Below are 3,812 nucleotides of genomic sequence, written 5' to 3'. Positions count from 1 at the left end.
CAGGGCCTGAGGTCGCCGGGCGAGGCGGGTGTGCGCCGCCTCGCCCGGACAGTGCGCATCGGCGCCCGGGAGTTCGTCCCGGGCGCCGACGCATGCGCACCACGATGCCCGGCGCCCCCCGGCGCCGGGCATCGTCGTCGGCCGTGGGCCGATCGGCCGCTAGAGCGGGATGTCGACGCCGCAGCTGGCGAACGCGGAGAAGAGGTCGGCGCCATGCGCGGCGAAGATCTCGTCGATCCCCTTGCCGTCGGCGGCCTTCGCCTCGTTCGGGTTGTTCCCGGCGACGACGCCGTCGTTGCCGTGCGCGCCCTTGACGTGGATGGTGAACGACATCGGCGCTCCGGTGGCCGCGTACGCGTCGGTCACGCACTCCGCGTCGGCCGGCTCCAGGCCCACGGTGAGCTCCTCGAAGTACACCGTGAACCACGCCTGCGAGTTGGACGCACCCGCGTTGCCCTTCTCGGATCGGTTGGGGTTGAAACACTCGTGGGCGTAGGCGGCCATGCCGCTGCCCAGCGTGAGCGCGGCGGCCAGGCCCACCCCGGCGCCGATGTTGGTCATCGTTCTCGAGAACATCCTTGCTCCACTTCGATTCGGGTAGAAACGACCGTCGATCGGGTCGTCGCATCCGACGATGCACTCGATCGGCGTTGATGGACTCAGGGTGCTCCCCGGTATTGTCCGCCGATACCCCCAGAAACGGGGGTATCCTCAGTTCTTCGAATGGTTCGAGAACCGCATCGTGATCAGGGGGTTTCGATCGTTTCGCCGGTCAGGGCCGCGAAGCAGCGCTCGAGCCGCGCGAGCCACCAGGCCGCGCGGTCGCCGTCGGCGGCGTACCGGTCGAGCAGTGCCGGGTCGGGATCGATGCGACGGACGTCGATCGCGCCGTCGCTCGGGAGCAGCGGGTCGCGTGAGACATCCGCCGCCAGCAGCGAGGCCGTGCCGAGCCCGCAGTCGTAGTCGAGCGTCGGGAGCGCCGCGGCGAGGTGGGCGCCCATCGCGAGTCCGACGCTCGTGTCGAGCGCGCTCGAGACGACGATCGGCAGCCCGGCGCGCTCGGCGACGTCGAGCGCGCGACGGATGCCTCCGAGCGGCGCGGCCTTCACGACGAGCAGGTCCGCGGCGCCCGCCGCGGCGACCGCGAGCGGGTCGTCGGCTCGGCGGACGCTCTCGTCGGCGGCGATCGGGATGCCCATGTACTTCGTGCGCGTGCGGATCTCGGCCAGTTCGGCGACGCTCGGGCAGGGCTGCTCGACGTACTCGAGGTCGAACGGCGCGAGCGCGTGGATGGCGTGCTCGGCCTCGTCGACGTTCCATCCGCCGTTCGCGTCGACCCGGATGCGCCCCTCGGGGCCCATCGCCTCGCGCACCGCGCGCACGCGCGCGACATCCCGATCGAGGGTCTGGTCGGATGCGGCGACCTTGACCTTCGCCGTCCGGCAGCCGGGGAACCGCTCGAGCACGGCCGGCACGGCATCGGCGTCGACGGCGGGCACGGTCGCGTTCACGGGGATGCGGTCGCGATGCGCGGCCGGTGCCGGGTTCCAGCCGAAGTCGATGGCGGCGCCGAGCCAGGTCGTCGCCTCCTCGTCGTCGTACTCGGCGAACGGCGCGAACTCGGTCCAGCCCTCGGGGCCCTCGAACAGCAGGGCCTCGCGCACGTCGATGCCGCGGAAGCGCGTGACGAGCGGGAGTGCGACCACCCGGGCGGTCGCGAGGAGGTCGTGCAGGGGCGGCAGGGCGACGGCGCTCATGCGTCGAGTCTGCCACCCCGGCCCCCGCTCGGCACCGGGAGCGCAGGCCGCGCCGAACTAGGCTGGAGGCCATGGCAGTCGAGGTGTCGGAACTGTTCGATCCGAGCGTGTGGGTGGATGCCGCGGCATCCGTAACCGGCGAAGGCGGTTTCACCGACATCACCTACCACCACTCGACCGACGGTCGCATCGCGCGCATCGCGTTCGACCGCCCCGAGGTGCGGAACGCGTTCCGGCCGCACTCGGTCGACGAGCTGTACCGCGCCCTTGAGGACGCCCGCACGAATCCCCGCATCGGCGTCGTGCTGCTCACGGGCAACGGGCCGAGCCCCAAGGACGGCGGCTGGGCGTTCTGCTCCGGCGGCGACCAGCGCATCCGCGGTCGCGACGGCTACCAGTACTCGGCGGCCGAGGGCGAGGTCGTCCGCGATCCGGCCGCCGCGGCCGCGACCGGGCGACTACACATCCTCGAGGTGCAGCGACTCATCCGCTTCATGCCGAAGGTCGTCATCGCGGTCGTGCCCGGGTGGGCGGCCGGCGGCGGGCACTCGCTGCACGTCGTGTGCGACCTCACGATCGCGAGCCGCGAGCACGGGCGGTTCAAGCAGACGGATGCCGACGTCGGCAGCTTCGACGCCGGATACGGGTCGGCGTACATGGCCCGCCAGGTCGGGCAGAAGTTCGCGCGCGAGGTCTTCTTCCTCGCCGAGGAGTACTCGGCCGATCGCGCGTACGAGATGGGCGCGGTGAACCGCGTCGTGCCGCACGCCGACCTCGAGCGCGAGGCGATCGCGATGGCGCGCACCATCCTCACGAAGTCGCCGACGGCGATCCGGATGCTGAAGTTCGCGTTCAACGCCGTCGACGACGGGCTCGTGGGCCAGCAGGTGTTCGCCGGCGAGGCGACGCGGCTCGCGTACGGCACCGACGAGGCGGTCGAGGGGCGCGACTCGTTCCTGGAGAAGCGACAAGCCGACTGGGGTCCGTACCCGTGGCACTACTGACCGCGTCGGCGCGCTGCGCCGGCCAGCGACACCTGACGTGCCGGTGTCGAGGGTCCGCATGAAACCCCTCATCAGGGTTCCCGTCGGCGACGTCGCGACGCTGTTGGGGCAGTTGCGCGAGGCGGTGCTCCTCGACGGGCTCGCGGTGCTGCCCATCTCCGGAGACGACGAGCCGGACGACCCCATCGAGGCGCTCGTCCCCGACGAGGTCGCCCTCGTGATCGAGACGAGCGGGTCGACGAATGCCCCGAAGCGGGTCGGCCTCTCCGGAGCCGCGCTCCGCGCGAGCGCCGGCGCGACCTCGCGGTGGTTCGGAGGCACGCACGGACAGTGGCTGCTCGCCCTGCCCGCGACCTACATCGCCGGCGCGCAGGTGCTCGTGCGTTCGCTCGTCGCCGGCACCGAGCCGGCGGTCATGCCCGCGGGCGGCTTCACGCCCGAGGGCTTCGTCGACGCGGCCCGCACGCTCGACCCCGACCGGCCGTGGTTCACCTCGCTCGTGCCCGTGCAACTCGCCCGCCTCGTCGACGCCGCCGACGCCGATCGCTCGGTTCGCGCGGCGCTCGGGTCGTTCGAGGCGATCCTGCTCGGCGGCCAGGCCGCGCCCGCCCGACTCGTCGAGCGTGCTACTGCGCTCGGCGCCCGGGTGCACCGCACGTACGGCTCGAGCGAGACCGCCGGTGGATGCGTCTACGACGGGACGCCGCTGCCGGGCGTCGAGGTGCGGATCGTCGACGGCGAGGTGCAGCTCGCCGGGCGCATGCTCGCCGAGGGCTACCTTGACGACCCCGAGCGCACCGCCCGCGCGTTCGCGGTCGATGCCGACGGGCGGCGCTGGTACCGCACGGGCGACCTCGGTTCGATCGGCGACGACGGCCGGCTGCGGGTGACCGGGCGTACCGACGACGTGATGACGTCGGGCGGGGTCAAGGTCGTGCTCGGCGAGGTCGAGCGCGCGGTGCACGGCGTCGACGGGTTCGCCGACGCGGTCGTGGTCGCCGTGCCCGACCCCGAGTGGGGCGAGCGCGCCGCGGTCGTCGGCACCGGGTCG

At 72.7% G+C, this 3,812-nt stretch carries 4 protein-coding genes; 2 read left to right on the top strand and 2 right to left on the bottom strand.

The window, feature by feature from the left end:
* Positions 1-159 precede the first annotated feature (159 nt).
* Together ESO86_RS13075 and ESO86_RS13070 are read right to left on the bottom strand one after the other, a co-directional pair.
* The gene (locus ESO86_RS13075; protein ID WP_129235419.1) at positions 160-561 is read right to left on the bottom strand and encodes a hypothetical protein; all 402 of its coding nucleotides are present in this window, start codon (positions 559-561) and stop codon (positions 160-162) included.
* Between the two features lie 185 nt (positions 562-746).
* Positions 747-1,757, bottom strand: a complete 1,011-nt coding sequence (locus tag ESO86_RS13070) for an o-succinylbenzoate synthase (RefSeq protein WP_129235418.1) — start codon at positions 1,755-1,757, stop codon at positions 747-749.
* A gap of 71 nt (positions 1,758-1,828) precedes the next feature.
* Between ESO86_RS13070 and ESO86_RS13065 the strand changes: the two genes are divergently transcribed.
* Both ESO86_RS13065 and ESO86_RS13060 read left to right on the top strand, forming a co-directional pair.
* Complete coding sequence (locus ESO86_RS13065) at positions 1,829-2,761, top strand: 1,4-dihydroxy-2-naphthoyl-CoA synthase (RefSeq protein ID WP_129235417.1); 933 nt, start codon at positions 1,829-1,831, stop codon at positions 2,759-2,761.
* Positions 2,762-2,819: 58 nt separating this feature from the next.
* Positions 2,820-3,812 (top strand): AMP-binding protein (locus ESO86_RS13060; RefSeq protein ID WP_129235416.1); only part of this gene is annotated, 993 nt, incomplete at its 3' end.

It is taken from the genome of Agromyces binzhouensis, from assembly GCF_004135055.1.
In the GTDB taxonomy this organism is placed as follows: domain Bacteria; phylum Actinomycetota; class Actinomycetes; order Actinomycetales; family Microbacteriaceae; genus Agromyces; species Agromyces binzhouensis.
The sequence above is the reverse complement of the archived record's forward strand: the minus strand, read 5'-3'. Positions and strand labels throughout refer to the sequence as shown.